Source organism: Nocardia sp. NPDC046473 (assembly GCF_040645995.1).
In the GTDB taxonomy this organism is placed as follows: domain Bacteria; phylum Actinomycetota; class Actinomycetes; order Mycobacteriales; family Mycobacteriaceae; genus Nocardia.
Genome location: NZ_JBEYZJ010000002.1, coordinates 683,652 through 700,502 on the forward strand (window position 1 = coordinate 683,652; position 16,851 = coordinate 700,502).

10 protein-coding genes are annotated in these 16,851 nt (G+C 68.8%); 7 read left to right on the forward strand and 3 right to left on the reverse strand.

Annotated features, from left to right (window positions below; genetic code table 11):
* Positions 1 to 24 precede the first annotated feature (24 nt).
* Positions 25 to 4,674 carry a glutamate synthase large subunit gene (gltB, locus tag ABZ942_RS08655; RefSeq protein WP_357380088.1) on the reverse strand — a complete coding sequence of 1,550 codons (4,650 nt, stop codon included), beginning with the start codon at positions 4,672 to 4,674 and terminating at the stop codon, positions 25 to 27.
* Positions 4,675 to 5,548: 874 nt separating this feature from the next.
* On the reverse strand, positions 5,549 to 6,133 hold the full coding sequence (locus tag ABZ942_RS08660) for a chorismate mutase (protein ID WP_357380089.1): 585 nt from the start codon (positions 6,131 to 6,133) through the stop codon (positions 5,549 to 5,551).
* Positions 6,134 to 6,410: 277 nt separating this feature from the next.
* Between ABZ942_RS08660 and ABZ942_RS08665 the strand changes: the two genes are divergently transcribed.
* Together ABZ942_RS08665 and ABZ942_RS08670 are read left to right on the forward strand one after the other, a co-directional pair.
* Positions 6,411 to 8,111 carry a DUF4407 domain-containing protein gene (locus ABZ942_RS08665; RefSeq protein ID WP_357380090.1) on the forward strand — a complete coding sequence of 567 codons (1,701 nt, stop codon included), beginning with the start codon at positions 6,411 to 6,413 and terminating at the stop codon, positions 8,109 to 8,111.
* 288 nt (positions 8,112 to 8,399) lie between these two features.
* Positions 8,400 to 10,013 carry an adenylate/guanylate cyclase domain-containing protein gene (locus ABZ942_RS08670; protein ID WP_357380091.1) on the forward strand — a complete coding sequence of 538 codons (1,614 nt, stop codon included), beginning with the start codon at positions 8,400 to 8,402 and terminating at the stop codon, positions 10,011 to 10,013.
* Positions 10,014 to 10,086: 73 nt separating this feature from the next.
* Here ABZ942_RS08670 and ABZ942_RS08675 read toward each other — a convergent pair whose 3' ends face one another.
* A complete protein-coding gene (locus ABZ942_RS08675) occupies positions 10,087 to 11,634 on the reverse strand; it encodes an MFS transporter (RefSeq protein ID WP_357380092.1) in 1,548 nt (515 codons plus the stop codon).
* Positions 11,635 to 11,723: 89 nt separating this feature from the next.
* On the opposite strand from ABZ942_RS08675, the gene ABZ942_RS08680 reads away from it, so the two are divergent.
* The 5 genes from ABZ942_RS08680 to ABZ942_RS08700 all read left to right on the forward strand — a co-directional run bounded on the left by ABZ942_RS08680 (position 11,724) and on the right by ABZ942_RS08700 (position 16,820).
* A complete protein-coding gene (locus ABZ942_RS08680; protein WP_357380093.1) occupies positions 11,724 to 12,299 on the forward strand; it encodes a TetR/AcrR family transcriptional regulator in 576 nt (191 codons plus the stop codon).
* A gap of 264 nt (positions 12,300 to 12,563) precedes the next feature.
* Positions 12,564 to 13,433, forward strand: a complete 870-nt coding sequence (locus ABZ942_RS08685) for a hypothetical protein (protein ID WP_357380094.1) — start codon at positions 12,564 to 12,566, stop codon at positions 13,431 to 13,433.
* The gene (locus ABZ942_RS08690) at positions 13,430 to 14,458 is read left to right on the forward strand and encodes a DUF4129 domain-containing protein (protein ID WP_357380095.1); all 1,029 of its coding nucleotides are present in this window, start codon (positions 13,430 to 13,432) and stop codon (positions 14,456 to 14,458) included. Before ABZ942_RS08685 ends, ABZ942_RS08690 begins: the two co-directional genes overlap by 4 nt.
* A gap of 73 nt (positions 14,459 to 14,531) precedes the next feature.
* Positions 14,532 to 15,521: a MoxR family ATPase gene (locus ABZ942_RS08695; RefSeq protein WP_357380096.1), complete on the forward strand. Its 990-nt coding sequence runs from the start codon at positions 14,532 to 14,534 to the stop codon at positions 15,519 to 15,521.
* Positions 15,522 to 15,524: 3 nt separating this feature from the next.
* Positions 15,525 to 16,820, forward strand: a complete 1,296-nt coding sequence (locus tag ABZ942_RS08700) for a DUF58 domain-containing protein (RefSeq protein WP_357380097.1) — start codon at positions 15,525 to 15,527, stop codon at positions 16,818 to 16,820.
* The last annotated feature ends 31 nt before the right edge of the window (positions 16,821 to 16,851 follow it).

The window sequence follows — 16,851 nt, forward strand, 5'->3', positions numbered from 1 at the left end:
CTCAGCTTTTGGGTGCGTCGCGTACTAGCCACGGGCCGCCTCCATGATCGCTTCGTCGACGTCCTTGCCCGCCTTCTCCGCCTCGGAGATGGCCAGCAGCACCTTCTTGTATTCGCGCGGCATGAGCTTGACGAAGTGGTTCACCTGCTGCGACCAATCGCCCAGAATGCGTTCGGCGACAGCGGAACCCGTCTGATCGCGGTGCTGGGTGATGATGTCGCGCAGCCAGGTGAAGTCGTCACCGGAGAGCTGTTCGACCGCGTCGGCCTGCTCGGGGTTGAGCCTGGACTCGAAGGTGCCGTTCGGGTTGTAGACGAACGCGACACCGCCGGACATGCCCGCGCCGAAGTTGCGCCCGGTCTCGCCGAGGATGACCACCCGGCCGCCGGTCATGTACTCCAGGCCGTGGTCACCGACCCCCTCGACCACCGCGAGGGCGCCCGAGTTACGCACGGCGAACCGCTCGCCGACCACGCCGCGGATGAACGCCTTGCCGTTGGTGGCGCCGAACAGGATCACATTGCCCGCGATGATGTTCTCTTCCGCCACGAACTCGGCCGGCGCGTTCAGCGACGGGCGCACCACCAGGTGGCCACCCGAAAGTCCCTTGCCGACATAGTCGTTCGCGTCACCCTGCACGCGCAGCGTGATGCCGGCCGGCACGAAGGCGCCGAAGCTGTTGCCCGCCGAGCCGGTGAAGGTGATGTCGATGGTGTCGTCGGGCAGGCCGGCGCCACCGTAGAGCTTGGTCACCTCGTGGCCCAGCATGGTGCCGACGGTGCGGTTCACGTTCGTGATCTTGGTTTCGAACTTCACCGCCTGGCCGCGCTCGAGCGCGTCGCGGCTCTGCGAGATCAGCTGCTGATCCAGCGCCTTGTCCAGGCCGTGGTCCTGCGTCTTGGTGCAGCGGCGGTCCTGGTACATGAACGCGGTCTCGACGTTGTCGAGGATCGGCGACAGGTCCAGCTTGCTGGCCTTCCAGTGCTGCTTGGCCCTGGCGGTGTCGAGCAGGTCGACCCGGCCGATGGCCTCGTCCAGCGTGCGGAAGCCCAACAGCGCCAGGTGTTCCCGGACCTCTTCGGCGATGAACAGCATGAAGTTCTCGACGAATTCCGGCTTGCCGGTGAAGCGTTCACGCAAGACCGGGTTCTGCGTCGCGACACCCACGGGGCAGGTGTCGAGGTGGCAGACCCGCATCATGATGCAGCCCGAGACCACCAAAGGCGCGGTGGCGAAACCGAATTCCTCGGCGCCGAGCAGCGCGGCGACCATCACGTCGCGGCCGGTCTTCATCTGACCGTCCACCTGCACGACGATCCGATCGCGAAGTCCGTTGAGCAGCAACGTCTGCTGGGTCTCGGCCAGGCCGAGCTCCCAGGGACCGCCCGCGTGCTTGAGCGAGGTCAGCGGCGAGGCGCCGGTGCCGCCGTCGTGGCCGGAGATCAGCACCACGTCGGCGTGCGCCTTGGACACACCGGCTGCGACGGTGCCGACGCCGGGCTCCGCAACAAGTTTCACGTGAATCCGCGCCTGCGGGTTCGCGTTCTTCAGGTCGTGGATCAGCTGCGCCAGATCCTCGATCGAGTAGATGTCGTGGTGCGGCGGCGGCGAGATCAGGCCGACGCCCGGCGTCGAGTGCCGCACCTCGGCGACCCACGGGTACACCTTGTGCGCCGGAAGTTGGCCGCCCTCACCGGGCTTCGCGCCCTGCGCCATCTTGATCTGGATGTCGGTGCAGTTGGTCAGGTAGTGCGCGGTCACGCCGAAGCGGCCGGAGGCCACCTGCTTGATCGCGCTGCGCCGCCAATCGCCGTTCTCCTCCGGCTCGAAACGAGCCGGCGATTCGCCGCCCTCACCCGAGTTCGACCGGCCGCCGAGGCGGTTCATCGCGATGGCGAGAGTCTCATGGGCTTCCGCCGAGATGGAGCCGTAGCTCATCGCGCCGGTGGAGAACCGCTTCACGATCTCGGAAGCGGGCTCGACCTCGTCGATCGAGATCGACGCGCGCTCCTTCTTGAACTTGAACAGGCCGCGCAGCGAGGCGAGCCGTTCGGTCTGGTCGTCGACCAGCTTGGTGTACTCCTTGAAGATCGAGTACTGCCCGGTGCGGGTCGCGTGCTGCAGCTTGAACACGGTGTCCGGGTTGAACAGGTGGTACTCACCCTCGCGCCGCCACTGGTATTCGCCGCCCACCTCGAGCTCGCGGTGCGCGCGCTCGTTGCGGTTCTCCAGGAACGCGATCCGATGCCGCTCGGCGACGTCGGCGGCGATGTCGTCGAGTCCGATGCCGTCCAGGTGCGAGCGCAGGCCGGTGAAGTACTCGTCGGCCAGCTCCTGGGACAGGCCGATCACCTGGAACAGCTGCGCGCCGGTGTAGGAAGCCAGGGTGGAGATGCCCATCTTGGACATCACCTTCAACACGCCCTTGCTGGCGGCCTTGTTGTAGTTGTAGACCGCCTTGCGGAAGTCCTCGGCGTGATCGCCGGTGCTGCCTGGCATTTCGAGCGCGCCGCGCTCGAGCATGTCCTCGATCGTCTCGAAGGCCATGTACGGGTTGATCGCGGCCGCGCCGAAGCCGACCAGCATGGCCATGTGGTGCACCTCGCGGGCGTCACCGGCCTCGATGACCAGCCCGACCATGGTGCGGGTGCGCTCGCGCACCAGGTGGTGGTGCACCGACGAGGTCAGCAGCAGCGACGGGATCGGCGCCAGCTTCTCGTTGGACTCGCGATCGGACAGCACGATGATCCGCGCGCCGCCGTCGATGGCGGCCGAGATCTGGGTATTGATCGCCTTGAGCGCCTTGCGAAGTCCCTTGCCGCCCTTGGCAACCGGGTACAGACCGCGCACGATCACCGAACGCAGCTCGGGCTGGGAGCCGTCGTCGTTGATGTGCACCAGCTTGGCCAGCTGGTCGTTGTCCAGGATCGGCTGCTCGATGGCGATCTGCTTGCAGGACTCCGGGCCGGGGTGCATCAGATCGGCCTCGGGGCCGAGCGCCCGGCGCAGGCTGGTGACGACCTCTTCGCGGATCGCGTCCAGCGGCGGGTTGGTGACCTGTGCGAACAGCTGGGAGAAGTAGTCGAACAGCAGCCGGGGCCGCGACGACAGCACCGCGATCGGAGTGTCGGTGCCCATCGAGCCGAGCGCCTCGCCACCGGTCTTGGCCATCGGCGAGATCAGCAGGTTCAGTTCTTCGTTGGTGTATCCGAAGATCTGCTGGCGGATCAGCACCCGGTCGTGCGACATGTGCACGTGCGGGCGGTCGGGCAGGTCCTCGAGCTTGGTCACACCCGCGTCCAGCCATTCCTGGTACGGGTGCTCGGCCGCAAGATCGGTCTTGAGCTCGTCATCGCCGACGATGCGGCCCAGCGAGGTGTCGACCAGGAACATGCGGCCGGGTTGTAGTCGGACCTTGCGCACGACCTTGGACGGGTCGATGTCGAGCACGCCGACCTCGGACGCCATCACGACGAGGCCGTCGTCGGTGATCCAGATGCGGCTGGGCCGCAGGCCGTTGCGGTCGAGCACGGCGCCGACCACGGTGCCGTCGGAGAAGCACACCGACGCCGGGCCGTCCCACGGCTCCATCAGCATCGAGTGGTACTCGTAGAAGGCGCGCCGCCGCTGATCCATCGTCTCGTTGCGTTCCCACGCCTCGGGGATCATCATCAGCACCGCGTGGGGCAAGCTGCGGCCGCCGAGGTGCAGCAGTTCCAGCACCTCGTCGAAGCGCGCGGTATCGCTCGCCCCGGGGGTACAGACCGGGAAGATCTTCTCCAGCCGGTTGTTGCCCGCCGAGTCGGTGCCGAAGATGTCCGAACGCAGCAGCGCCTCGCGCGCCCGCATCCAGTTCTCGTTGCCGGTGACGGTGTTGATCTCACCGTTGTGCGCGACCCGGCGGAACGGGTGCGCCAGCGGCCAGGACGGGAAGGTGTTGGTGGAGAAGCGCGAATGCACGATGCCGAGGGCGGACTCCACCCGGCTGTCCTGCAGGTCCAGGTAGAACGCGCGCAGCTGCGGCGTGGTGAACATGCCCTTGTAGACGAAGGTCTGGCCGGACAGGCTCGGGAAGTACACCGACTCCTTGCCGACCGTGCCCTCGCCGGGGCCCGCCTTGCCGAGCTCGTGCTCGACCCGCTTGCGGATGACGTATGCGCGCCGCTCCAGGTCCATTCCGGACAGCTGCTCGGCCGCACCCCTCGGAGAGCCGATGAAAATCTGCCGGAACGTGGGCATCGCGTCACGGGCGAGCGCACCCAGCGACGACTCGTCGATCGGCACCTCGCGCCAGCCGAGCACGGCCAGGCCCTCTTCCTGCACGATCTTCTCCACGCCGTAGGCGGCACGGGCGGCCTCACGACGGGCCTGCGGCAGGAAGGCGATGCCGGAGGCGTAGGAGCCCTCCGGCGGCAATTCGAAGTCCACGATGGCGCGGAAGAACCGATCCGGAATCTGGATCAGAATGCCTGCGCCGTCACCACTGTTGGGCTCCGCACCCGCAGCACCGCGGTGCTCCAGGTTCAACAGAGCCGTAATAGCCTTGTCGACGATGTCGCGGCTGCGGCGGCCGTGCATGTCGACGACGAACGCGACACCGCAGGCGTCGTGTTCGTTCGCCGGGTCGTAGAGCCCGACGGGTCCAGGTGACCGGTGGCCAGGAAGTTGCATCATGCCTCTGCCTTCAAGAAGGGCGTTCGACGAAAAAGAAATAGGCAATTTCGTCTGAATGCCTCCGTACAAGACTGCGCCCGTACGTTCCGAAACCAGCCGCGCTGATGGTCTTCGGCGTGCAGTCACGTCTCCAGTTGTTCACCCGCTTCAGTGACGTAGTGGGTGCTCGTCGGTAACAGATCCCTAACGAGATCCTTACCTCCGTGCGGGTTCTCGCCAGCTACGCTGAGCACCGGCTAGGAGCTGCCCGAGCGGGCGAGGGTGCCGATCATTCTGTGTTCGGCGTAAGAGCAAACGATAAGTCAGGTCCGGGGCCCAACCAACTTAGGTTGCACTAATAACCGGGTCTAGCTGGGCTTCTTCATTCGGTCCTCCACGTGTGCGCGTCGTCCAGTGTAAAGCAGCGAGTAGCCCATGATCGATCCTGCGGCACTCGAGGCCAGCCGCCGGACGCTGGCGCGCGAGAGCGGCCCCAAACCTCGCAAAAAGGTCAGGAAACCGCTCTCACCTGCATCGAAGATGATTTCCCTCGCTCAGCATCCGGCAAACCCCTCGGCGGCGGCTAACTCGGAAGCGGGCTGGATGAGAGATTTCCGACAGGGTCCTGACGAGCCAGCGATGGGATCCGACCGTCCGGATTCTTTTGCCTGCTGTGGCCTTCAGCACACGCACAGCAAACATGGCGGAGTGGTATTCGACACATTTCGGCGGCTGAAACCTATACGCCGTCAGGCGGTAATAGACGTGACTTATTGCGGGCCGGAACGGCTTTCGCCGAATAATCGCCGACGGAGCCGAACTCAACGCCTGAAGTTCGTGCTTAAAAATGGGTTAAGGGCGTCCTCAGAACCGTTCTGCGCACGGTGTGCAGCGTTCAGCGCGGCGCACACAGCGCGGCCGCGGCGCGCACCAACGCGGCCTGATGCAGCGCGTCGGTATTACCGGCGGTGAATACACCGAAGACGCTGACGGCCAATCTTTCCGCACAATCCGGTGCGCTCAGTTCGGCGCGCCGGGCGGCGAGTTGGTCGACGATGTCGATGTTCACCCGGTCGATCACCGGGCGCACCGACGCCAGATCCGGTGCCGACCCGGGCGCGGCGGCCGGGTCGAACCGCCAGCGGGTGATCAGGCCGCGCTGCACGACCTTGTTGGACTCGATCTGACCGGCGAACACCTGCCGCACCCAGCCTTCCGGCAGGTCCAGACCCGCGCCGAGACGGGCCATCGCGTCGTAGACCACGGCTTCCCTGCCCGGATCGTCGATGGTGGGTTCGGTGCCGGTCTGGGCGGCGCTCACCCACTTCGCCGCGGCCACCGCGTCGCCGGTGTCGAGTCGCTCCAGTACCAGCGCGACCAGGCGGTCCAGCGACCCTTGATCGCTGCCCGGATCCGCGCCTGCGCTAACGGGGGACACGATCAGTGCCGCCGAAATGATCATCAGCGCGATGAACCGCATGGCCTGACCTCCCGAGATGGTTCGCGCGGAAACGGATCACCGAGTCAGAGTAAGCGAACCCACCCCCACGCCCCGGCGGTACGGGGCACGGAAACGGGCACCGCACGAGCGGCCACATACCCCCGTTGCCGCACGACATCGCCGGTTTGTGAGCCTGGCCACATACGTCCGCTGCCGCTCGGTGTGTCGGGTGCGGCCCTGTCACGCTGTGACAACGAAACCGTGACGGTTTATTGAGCCCGCGAAATGTACTGGGACCAAGAGGATGTGAGTTCCCATGACCCTCACCGGCTTGTTCACCTGGCTCGGCGGAGGTCAGCACAGCGAAGTCGCCTACCGCCACGAACGCACCGGATACGCCGTCACCGGCGCGGCGGTGCTGTTGTTCGCGATCGTGTCCGGTCTGATCACCGCGCTCGCGCTGGCCTCTACCGGCACCTGGGCGGTGCTCGCGATCATCCTGGTGGCGTTGCTCGTCACGGTGCTCGCCGGCGCGATCGCGCGGGCACTGGCGACCGCACGACCCGCGGGCGGGCCTGATCGACTCGGGCTGCTCGCGCGTCTCGGCGTTGCCGTGCTGGCCGGTGGTTTGATCGCCGAGCTGGCCGCCATCGTGGTGTTCGGCGGCAGCGTCGACCGGACCCTCGATGAGCGCGCCCAGCGCTCGGTCGCGTCCGCACCCCAGGTGGTCACCGCGCGTGCCGATCTCGACAAGGCCCGTGCGGACCGGACCGCGCTGGATCAGTCGATCGTCAAGGCGCAGGCCGAGGTCGATCGTTCGCTGGTGATCGCCCGTTGCGAACTCAGCCCGAGCCCGGACTGCCCCCAGCTCCAGATCACCCGGGTGCCGGGTCGCGGACCGGAAGCCCAGACCGCCAACGACATGCTCGACGACGCCCGCAGGCAGCTGGCCACGGCCCAGGGCCGGGTCGACGTGCTCGATACCCGCATCGCCGACGACGAAAAGGCCGTCGCCACCGCCGAATCCGCCGCCTTCACCGGCGCCGACCGCGGCCTCGGCGCGCGCTGGCAGGCGATGAACGACTACACCACGCACCACGCAGGCGCCATGCCGCTGCGCATCCTGACGATCATCGCCTTGCTCGCGCTCGCCCTGCTGCCGCTGGTGCTGCGGTGGTGGCGCGGGCAGACCTCGTTCGACCGTCGCGCCGCCTTCCTGGATGTACAGAACCAGGCCGAGCACGAGGCCGACGCCGCCATCGCGGTCAAGCGGGCCGAGACGCGGGTCGCGGCCGAAGCCCTGCTCGCCGAACAACAACTCACCGCAGCGCGCCTCGCCGCCGAGGCGGACACCGCCATCGACCGGGAGCGCCAGCGCACCCGGATCGTCGCGGCCATCGGCGGCCTGCAGATCGGGATCACCGAACCGCCGCGCCGCCCCGAACTACCAGCCGCACCGGCTGACGATCGAAAGGACAGCTCCGTGTCTGCCGAAGGATTCGCGACGCCGAACCTGCCCGCCCCCGTCACCGCACGGGCACTCGCGCCGAGCGCGCCGGCACCCAAGACCGGTGGCGGCCTGGAACTTCCGCTGATCGGCACGGTGCCGTTCACCGACACCGCGGCCAGGTTGATCCGCCCGCTGGTCCCGTCGTTCGTGGCCAACGCGATCGACAACGCCACGCATCCGCTGCGCACGGCGCGGCAGGCGTTCGAAGAGGTCGAGGAGATCACCTTCACCCTCAAGCGCACCCGCAAGGTCACCATCGATACCCAGGACTCACACCCCGGTTATCAGCTCGCGCCGGGTTCGCCGGAGGCGCTGCACGCTCAACGCATCGCCGCCACCGTGGTCGACGCGGACTACGGGCAGCAGGACCCGCGCTACTCGGCCCTGCCGGAGGGCACGGCGGCTCAGCCATACGGTCTGTCGGGCCAGCGGCACGACGAGCTCAGCGGCCGCGGGCAGTCCGAGCTGCAGGGCCGTGGCCAGCGGGAACTGCCGCGCGGTCACTGACTGCCTACCGTGGGGGTCATGCGACGCGTTCGAGCGAACCGGGCCCGCACGGTGTCGGCGGCGTATTCGAACGCCGCCGTCCTACTCCGTTGTCCGATCCAGCACGGCTTCGCGCCGCGACGCGGGATCCGGCACGACCACGCACTCCGGCGCAGACCGGATGCGCTGCCGCGGCGTGCCAGGCTGATAACCCGCACCGATTCGCGGGCACCGATAGTCGAGGCGCTCGGACGATCTTGGACGGCTGGTCCGGCTCTTCGCGGCTGGTCCGGCTTAGGCTTTCCTCCTATGGCCCACAGTGACGTCTCGACAGCCGCCTTCGGGTCGCGGCTGCTCGGACCGGTGGACGAGTCATCCGGGATGCGCAGGCTCCGGGTGCAGTTGCTGCTGACCGTGCCGCTGGTGGCCGCGAACCTGGCGGGGATGGCCGTCACCTTCGCGCTGATCGGGTTCGTGCTACCCGGGCCGACGATCTTCACCAGAGAACTGCTGCTGCTCGACGTCATCGCGACGCCGTTGTACTCGGCCCTGGCGCTGCTGATCGGGATGTGGTGGGGCACGGTCAGCGGGCTACGTGCGTTGCGCTGGGCCACCGACCCGAACCAGGTGCCCACCGAGGCCGAGCAGGTCGCGGCGGCCGCGGTGCCGCGCCGTCTGGTGATTCGGCAGGCGGTGCTGTGGTTCGCCGGGGCCGCCGTGCTGACGCCGCTCTATGCCGTGGTCGAGCCCGCACTCATTCCGAAGATCCTGCTCGGCATCGGATTCAGCGCCATCGTGGTGTGCGCCAACAGCTATCTGATCGCCGAATTCGCGCTGCGGGCGGTGACGGCGCGGGTGTTGGACGCGGCACCGGCGCGACGTCGGCGTGGGATGGGCGTGTTGACCCGGTCGCTGATCGCCTGGATGCTCGGCGCGGGTGTGCCGGTGGCGCTTTCGATGATCGTGGCGGTGTGGGCGCTGGTCGACTCGTCGGTGAGTACGGCCCGGCTCGCGGTGTGCGTGTTGTCGCTGGGCGGTGCCACTTTGGTGTTCGGTCTGGTGCTGATGATGCAGACGGTGTCGGCGACCATCGCACCGATCCGCGGCGTGCGGCGCGCGCTGCGGCAGGTGGAGGACGGCGACTTCCGGGTGACGATCACCGTGTACGACGGCACCGAGCTCGGTGAGCTGCAGAGCGGTTTCAACCACATGGTGGAGGGGTTGCGCGAGCGCGAACAGATCAGGGACCTGTTCGGCAAGCACGTCGGCCGCGATGTGGCCGACGCGGCGCTGGCGGGCAATCCGACCCTCGGCGGCGTGGAGACCGAGGCGGCGGCGTTGTTCATCGACATCGTCGGCTCGACCACGATGGCCGCGACGGTGCCCGCCGCCGAGATGGTCGCCATCCTGAACCGCTTCTTCGACATCGTGGTGGACGAGGTAGAGGAGTACGGCGGGCTGCTCAACAAGTTCGAGGGCGACGCCGCGCTCGCCGTATTCGGCACGCCCGCCATCCTTTCCGACGCCTCGGGCGCCGCACTGGCCTGCGCCCGCGCGATCCGGCGACGGCTCGACGACACCGCCAACGACTTCATCGCCGCGATCGGCGTCGCGGCGGGCCGCGTGGTCGCGGGTAACGTCGGCGCCAGGCAGCGCTACGAGTTCACCGTCATCGGCGACGCGGTCAACGAGGCCGCCCGCCTCTGCGAACTCGCCAAACAGGACGACCTGCTGCTCGCCTCCGCCAACACCATCGCCGCCGCCGATCCCGCCGAGGCCGAGCACTGGCACCTCGGCGAATCCGTCACGCTCCGCGGCCGCCTCACCCCCACCCAGCTGGCCCGCCCCCGAAACTCCGGACCACGTGGCATCCGTCCGGGCGGGCAAAATGAACAGCCGCACAGCGACGGGCTCACTCCTTAGTACTGTCGCGAATGCCGCCGCACCCGCTCCGGTGGCTCCGAAGCGGGTGCGAATCAAGTGGGCGACAGGGGTGTTACGGACGCGCGGTGCGCAACCGGAACGCCACCACCGCGGCGATCAGCAGGATCGAGGCGGTGCCGATCGCGGCGAAGTGGATGCCCGAGGCGAACGCCTCGTGCACCGAGGTGAGGAAGGCGCCGGACACCGACTCCGGTAGTTGTCGCGCGAAACCCGTGGCCGCGCCGAGGGATTCCGACGCGACACCAACCTGGTCACTGGGCACGTTGGTCAGGTCGAGGCCGTTGCGGAAGATCGCCATGACCACGCTGCCGAGGATGGCGACGCCCAGCGCGATGCCGGTTTCATAAGCGGTCTCCGAGACGGCAGCGGCCGCGCCGGCCCGCTCGACCGGAGCCGAGCTGACCACCAGGTCCGACGAAACCGTCAGCGCGACACCGACACCCGCGCCGATGAACAGGAAGCCGAGGATGAACGGCGTCGTGCTGCCTGCCGGATTCGGGCCGAGCCATAGGAACAGCGCGGAACCGAACGCGGCGACGATCAGCGCACCGCCGAGCACCGCGCCGGGCCGGATCCGCTGCACCAGCCACGCCGCGGCGAGCGACGCGACCACGCTGGCGGCCAGACCGGGCAGCAACAGCAGTCCGGCCTCCATCGGCGAGTGACCGAGCACCAGCTGCAGATACTGCGAGCCGAAGAACAGCACACCGGCCAGTGCGAACACCGCGAGCAGGTTGGTGATCACCGCGGTGCGGAACCTGGGTAGCGCGAACAACTTCAGGTCCAGCATCGGGTTCGCCAAGGTCCGCTGCCTACGCACGAACACCACGCCCGCGACGACGCCGACCGCACCGATCACGGCCAACCGCAGGCTGAGCCCGTGCGCCGCCGACTCCTTGATCGCGTACACGATCGGCACCAGCGCCAGCATCGACAGGCCCGCGCTCGGCAGATCGAATCGGCCGGGGTTCGGGTCCCGCGATTCCGGCACGAGGAACGGGCCGAGGGCGATCAGCACCAGCATGACCGGCAGGTTCACCAGGAACACCGAGCCCCACCAGTAGTGCTCGAGCAGCCAGCCGCCGAGCAGCGGACCGGCCGCCGCGCCGCCGCCCGCCATCGCGCTCCACACCGCGATGGCGACGGTGCGCTGCCGCGGATCCAGGAACATCGACCGAATCAGGCCGAGCGTCGCGGGCATGAGCGTCGCACCGGCGACACCCTGCAGCACGCGCGCGCCGATCAGCATCTCCGGCGAGACGGCCCAGGCCGCGATCAGCGATGCGACACCGAAACCGGCCGCGCCGATCAGCAGCAGCCTGCGGCGGCCGATCCGGTCGCCCAGGTTGCCCATCATCACCAGCAGGCCGGCCAGCACGAACGAGTACACGTCGATGATCCACAGCAGCTGCGGCGTGGTCGGCGCCAGGTCGGCGCTGATCGCGGGCACGGCCAGGTCGAGCACCGTCGCGTCGACCGCGAGCAGCAGCAGGGCGAGGGCGAGCACGACGAGGCCCGCCCAGTCGCGCACGGTGGCGCGGGGCGGGGTCTCGGTGTTCGGCCCGGTCAGCCGGGGGTTCTTCGCGGTGTGTGTGGTCATTGGCTTTCTCGACTTCCGTCGCCTATCTCTTCTTACCGTCCGGACGGTACAGTATCAGACCTTACCGTCCAGCCGGTATAGTTCGGCCGGTGACGGCTAACACCCGCGACCGAATCCTGGACGCCCTCGAATCCCTGCTCCTGGAAAAAGGCATGTCGCATGTGACGCTGGAGAGCGTCGCGGCGCAGGCCGGCGTCTCCAAGGGCGGGCTGCTCTATCACTTCAAGAGCAAAGACGCGCTGCTCGCCGGGCTGGTCCGCAGACTCACCGACCGCGCGGGGCAGCAACTGAAAGACCACCTAGACCGTGGCCAATCCGTCGCGAGCTGGTACCTGCAGACGCCGAACACCGACAATGCCGCCGACGCGGTGGAGCTGGAAATCTACCGCTCGATGCTGGCGACCATGCGCACCATCGACGCCGCGGCCGATACCGAGGTCGACGAGGTGCAGCAGGCACTGATGGAGATGATGGACTCCTGGTCCGACGGTCTGGACCACGAGATCGACGATCCCGTGCAGGCGGACATCATCCGGCTGGTCGGCGACGGCGTGTACCTGCGGGCCCTGCTCGGCCTGCCACAGATCGAACCGGCACGATACCGCCAGGTCGTGGCACGTCTGCTGGCCAAGAGCGTCGAACCCGTGACGAACTCGACCGCGTAGGGCTTGCCCAAATCAGACACGCGGCCCGAGCATCAGGCCCGAAGGCGGCAGCCCGCGTAACCACGTAGGGCCTGCGCGGGCCGCAAATCAGACACGCGGCCCGAGCATCAGGCCCGAAGGCGGCAGCCCGCGTAACCACGTAGGGCCTGCGCGGGCCGCAAATCAGACACGCGGCCCGAGCATCAGGCCCGAAGGCGGCAGCCCGCGTAACCACGTAGGGCCTGCGCGGGCCGCAAATCAGACACAGCCCGTTAGACTCGGCCCGTGCTACCAGCCGCCGACCCGGCCGGTGCCGTCGGGGCGGGAGACGATCCGGTACCAGGGTCCCCTGGAACGACGGTGCCGGTCCGTCCGATGACCTTCCGCGAACTGCTGGACGTGCCGTTCGCGCTGATCCAGGCGAATCTGCGCGCACTGGCCTGGTCGAGCGCGCTGACCCTGGTCGCCGCCGAGCTCGTGGTCGTCGCGGTCACCGCAGGTATCGCGCGGCTGACCGACGACTCGGACGACGCGATCGCCTGGACGGTGGTCCTCTCGACGATGGCTTGCGCGTGGCTGATGCGGTTCGTGCTGCGCGGCGCGACCGTCGCGATCGGGCTGGCGGGGGTGTCCGGCGCCCCGATCGGCTGGCGCACCGCGTTGCGCAGGGTCGGTGCGGCGGCCGGGCCGTTGCTGGTGTTCCAGGTGCTCTACACCCTCGTCGCGGTCGGCGTGCTCGCATTGTCCAGCCTGCTGATCATCACCTTTCCGTTCGGCGTGATCTGGCTGGGTTGGTTGCGGGCCAAGCGTTTCGTCGCCGTCCCGGTCATGTTCGTCGAACAGGCCCCGCATCGGGCGGCCGTCGCCCGCGCGAAAGTGCTTGTCGCCGGTGCCGAATGGCAGACGGTCGGTCTGTGGTTGGTGCAGCGCGGCCTGCTCGTGCTGTTGTCCGTGCCGCTGCTGGGGATTCCGTTCTATCTCTCGGATTTCTCCGGCACCCATCGGTGGCCGGTGATCGTGCTGCTCACCAGCGGTGCGCTGCTGATCGTCGCGTTCGGTGAGGTCGCCGAGGCGGCCACCAGGGTGGTGGCCTACGTCGACCGCCGCTGCCGCCGTGAGGGTTTGGACATTCACATCCCGGGTCAGGTGCGATGAACGAGCACAACCCGGCCGAGCCGCCGAGCCCACCGCGCCTCGGCGCCGCGGCCGACCACCGCGCGGCCGCCGAAAACGCCGCACAGCACCGCGATTTCGACAACGCGCTGCGCGAACGCTTCCGCGCCGTGCTACGCGGACTGGAGCAGCGCGGCGTGCTCGAGGTACGCCGGTCCCGCACCGCGCGGGAGACCGCCGACGACGTGTCGACCGCGTTGCCACTCGACGTCGCCGCCGAAATCGATCCGGCCGCACACAGTTTCGACGAGGTCGTCTACGGCGGACGGCGCGCGACCGAGGACGAGTACCGCAGACTCGAGTACGCCGACCGGTTCTCCGCGGCGGCGCCACCGCCGGTCGTGGAACCCACGGAAATCACCGCCACCGAGAAGGCGCCGCGCACCCGCAGGACGCTGCCACCACTGCCGGACCTGCTGCGCAACCCCAAGTTCTGGGCCGCCCTGGCCGGCGCGGCCGCACTGCTGCTCCTGCTCTACGCCGCGCTGCAGTCGTGTGGCGCGCCGAACGCGCCGACACCGCAGCAACCACCGGACATCCCGCGCACCAGGCCGCACGATTCCGGTGGCTCCGGCTTCGGCACCGGCGACGACGCGATCTGGGATCGGCTGCCCGCGCCGGTCTTCTTCGGCGGGCTGCAATTCCTGATCGCCGCCGCCCTGGTGGTGTGGTGGCGGGCGCGCCGCCGCGGTGCGCTGGTGCGCGAACCGCGACCGGTCGAGGTGGCGGCGAACGAGCTGCTCGCCGGGCAGGCCGGGTTGTATCGGCGCTCGAAGGACCACGATCACGTCGCGGCCAAGCTGCGCGCGGCCACCCTGCGCCGCATCCGCCCGGCGCTCGGGATGACCGCGGACACCCCGCCGGATCGGCTGGTCGCCGCCGTGGCGGCCCGCATCGGCGAAGATCCGAATCAGATCGGACTCGCCCTGTTCGGCCAGGTGCCCGACGCGGAAACCCTGGAACTCGTTGCCACCCAACTCGAGTGGATCGAAGCGGCGGTCGGATGAAACGCCGACACCCATGCCGCAGCACTCATCCCATCGACGGGGCGGGGAACCCCCGCATGACACTGGAGGTCGGATGACCATCCCCACGACGGACACCAACCACACCCCCACCGCCGAGGAGGCGGGGGCGGCGTTCGCGGCGTTGCGCGCCGAGATCGGCAAGGCGGTGGTCGGCAACGACAACGCGATCATGTTTCTGGTGCTCGCCCTGCTGTGCCGCGGGCACGTGCTGCTCGAAGGCGTGCCAGGCGTCGCGAAGACGCTGCTGGTGCGGGCCTTGGCTACGGCACTCGAGCTCGACCATGCCAGGGTGCAGTTCACCCCGGACCTGATGCCCGGCGACGTCACCGGCTCACAGATCTACGACCCGCACTCGGCCGAGTTCACTTTCCGGCACGGCCCGGTCTTCACCAATCTGCTGCTCGCCGACGAAATCAACCGCACGCCACCGAAAACCCAGTCGGCGCTGCTGGAATCGATGGAGGAGCGCCAGGTTTCGGTCGACGGCCAGCCGCGGCCGCTGCCCGATCCGTTCGTGGTGATCGCCACCCAGAACCCGATCGAACAGGAGGGCACCTATCCGCTGCCGGAGGCGCAGCTGGACCGGTTCCTGTTCAAGGTCGACATCCAATTGCCCGGCCGCGACGACGAATTCCGCATTCTGCAGCGCCATGCCGCGGGCTTCGATCCGCGCGACCTGGCTGCGGCCGGTCTGCGTCCGGTGGCGAGGCCCGCGCATATCCTCGCCGGGCGGGCCGCGATCGCCAAGGTGACGATCAGCCCCGAGGTGCTGGCCTACATGGTCGACGTGTGCCGGGCCACCCGCATGTCCCCCGCCGTGCAGCACGGCGCGTCCACCCGCGGCGCGACCGCACTGATGGCGGCCTCGCGCGCGTTCGCCTGGCTGAACGGGCGCGCGTTCGTGACGCCGGACGATGTGAAAGCCCTTGCCGTCGCGGTACTTCGGCATCGGCTGCAGCTGCGGCCGGAGGCGGAGCTGGACGGCGTGACCACCGAGAGTGTCATGTCGTCGCTGCTGCTCTCGGTCCCGGTTCCGGTGTAGTCCGTGGTCGTCACCGGTCGGCTGGCCGCCGCGGCGGGCATCCTCGCGCTGCTCGTCACCTTCGTCGTTCCGTCGTTGCTCGGCGTGCTGGTCGCGACGGGCCTGCTGGCCGCCGCCTTACTGTTCGACCTCGGCTCGGTCGGCCGCGCCCGCGATCTCACGCTGTCCAGGGAGCCGCTGACCGTGGTCCGGCTCGGCCGCGCCACCGAGGTGGAGCTCGTTGCGGTGAACAACGGCGCCCGCGCCCTGCGCGGCACCGTGTGGGACGACTGGCCCGACAGCGCCCGCTCCGAAAACCGCACGCACCAACTGGATCTGGCGCCGGCCACGCTGGTCCGCTTCCACACCACGCTCGCCCCGACGTATCGCGGCGACCGGGTGGCGGGCCAGGTGACCGTGCGACTGATCGGCCCGCTCGGCCTGGCGGGCAGGCAGACCCGCCGTCGCGTGCCGGCCCGCGTGCGCGCGCTGCCGCCGTTCCGCAGCGAGCGCCTGCTGCGCTCGAAAGTCAAACGGCTGCAACAACTCGAGGGCCGCAATGTGGCCAACCTGCGCGGGCAGGGCACCGAGTTCGACTCGTTCCGCGAGTACGTCGCGGGCGACGACGTGCGCGGCATCGACTGGCGCGCCACCGCCCGCGCCACCGACGTGCTGGTACGCACCTGGCGACCGGAACGGCATCGGCACATGCTGATGCTGCTGGACACCGGCCGGATCAGCGCGGGCCGGGTCGGCGACGGCACCCGCCTGGACGCCGGCATCGAGGCCGCGCTGCTGCTCGGCGGGCTCGCCGCCGCCGCGGGCGACTCGGTCAACCTGCTCGCCTTCGACCGCGAACCGCGCGCCGAGGTGCGCGGCATCAGCGGAAAAGGCTTGCAGCTCAAGCTGATGCACGCGATGGCGGGCATCACTCCCGCCCTCGTCGACACCGACAGCGCGGGCCTGGTGCGCGCCGCCATCCAGCGCACCCGCCGCCGCAGCCTGGTCGTCTGGTTCACCAGCCTCGACGGTGCCGCCGTCGAAGAGAACCTGCTCCCGGTGCTGCCCACCCTCGCCCAACGCCACCGCGTGCTCATCGTCTCGGTCACCGACCCCGACGTCGCAGCAGCCGCGACCCGCCGCACCACCCGCGCCGACCTCTACCCCGCGGCCGCCGCCGAGTCCATCCTCGCCGAACGTGCCCTGGTGCAAGAGTCACTGCGCCGCAAGGGAATCGCGGTGGTCGCCACCTCCCCCGACCACCTCGCCGAGGCCCTCGCCGACGAATACCTGGAGCTCAAACGGTCCGGCACGATGTAGCCCGTCCGGCAACCGGCAGCGCATTATGTAC

Excerpts from the sequence above, each read along its gene's own strand:
- gltB (WP_357380088.1), bottom strand. The coding sequence starts at position 4,674 with ATGATGCAACTTCCTGGCCACCGGTCACCTGGACCCGTCGGGCTCTAC.
- ABZ942_RS08660 (WP_357380089.1), bottom strand. The coding sequence starts at position 6,133 with ATGCGGTTCATCGCGCTGATGATCATTTCGGCGGCACTGATCGTGTCC.
- ABZ942_RS08665 (WP_357380090.1), top strand. The coding sequence starts at position 6,411 with ATGACCCTCACCGGCTTGTTCACCTGGCTCGGCGGAGGTCAGCACAGC.
- ABZ942_RS08670 (WP_357380091.1), top strand. The coding sequence starts at position 8,400 with ATGGCCCACAGTGACGTCTCGACAGCCGCCTTCGGGTCGCGGCTGCTC.
- ABZ942_RS08675 (WP_357380092.1), bottom strand. The coding sequence starts at position 11,634 with ATGACCACACACACCGCGAAGAACCCCCGGCTGACCGGGCCGAACACC.
- ABZ942_RS08690 (WP_357380095.1), top strand. The coding sequence starts at position 13,430 with ATGAACGAGCACAACCCGGCCGAGCCGCCGAGCCCACCGCGCCTCGGC.
- ABZ942_RS08695 (WP_357380096.1), top strand. The coding sequence starts at position 14,532 with ATGACCATCCCCACGACGGACACCAACCACACCCCCACCGCCGAGGAG.